A 909-nucleotide genomic window follows, 5' to 3' on the forward strand; every position below is an offset into this window, starting at 1 on the left:
CGAATACATTAGCGCAAACCAACTCCGTTATTACTTAATTGTAGTTGCAATAACGGGGCGGACCATACATTTTTGTTGGATGATACGCCGATATTCGTCTACTTGCTCATTGGATTTGGCTATTTAAATCATAGCTAAAACCAAATTTTCTTCACCGAGCCGGAGTCGTAATATGACTCCATCGGCAGCAAATACTGCAAAAGAATTTTTAAACTTTATACCAATCCCGGTAAGAGAATCGTTCGTTACTACGATTGGTATCATCCTTCTAGGAGCAAGATTATGAACAAACAAGTAAGCCTAATTGGTCTAGACAGCGAACAATCAGCACAACTAGCTCAACAGCTAAATCAACTGCTAGCGCATTACCAAGTGTTGTACATGAACTCTCGCGGTTACCACTGGAACATTAAAGGTGCGCAATTCTTCGAACTGCACGTAAAATTTGAAGAGATCTACACTGATCTACAAACAAAAATCGATGAGCTTGCAGAGCGTATTCTAACTTTGGGTCATACGCCAGCGCACGCATTCAGCAACTACTTGGAAGCAAGTGAAATTAAAGAACATCAAAACGCGACTTCTGGTGAGGAGTGTGTACAAGGTCTGGTTCAAGGCTTTAGCGTTCTACTTCTAAAACAGCGTGAGATTCTACAAAACGCGGGTGAAGCAGATGACGAAGGTACAGCGGCATTGATGGGTGACTACATCCGTGAACAAGAAAAATTAATGTGGATGCTTAACGCTTACCTACAAAGCTAAGCGACGCATCACTCAAGCAATCCTTGGGAACGCATGAAACAATCGGGAATAAGTCATAAGGGGCACGTTGGTGCTAATGCCAGTCAGTTAAGCTGACTGGCATTTTTCTTTTTCCAGATTGGATACTTTGCTGATTTGTAACGGAGA

Annotated in this window: 1 protein-coding gene; it reads left to right on the forward strand. The window is 42.0% G+C overall.

What is annotated here, in order from left to right; genetic code table 11:
• The first annotated feature begins 282 nt into the window (after positions 1–282).
• Positions 283–762: a Dps family protein gene (locus OQJ86_RS26335; RefSeq protein WP_042603031.1), complete on the forward strand. Its 480-nt coding sequence runs from the start codon at positions 283–285 to the stop codon at positions 760–762.
• The last annotated feature ends 147 nt before the right edge of the window (positions 763–909 follow it).

The organism is Vibrio sp. Sgm 5 (assembly GCF_026241575.1).
In the GTDB taxonomy this organism is placed as follows: domain Bacteria; phylum Pseudomonadota; class Gammaproteobacteria; order Enterobacterales; family Vibrionaceae; genus Vibrio; species Vibrio jasicida.

Coding starts and splice junctions, on each gene's coding strand:
- OQJ86_RS26335 (WP_042603031.1), top strand. CDS start 283: ATGAACAAACAAGTAAGCCTAATTGGTCTAGACAGCGAACAATCAGCA.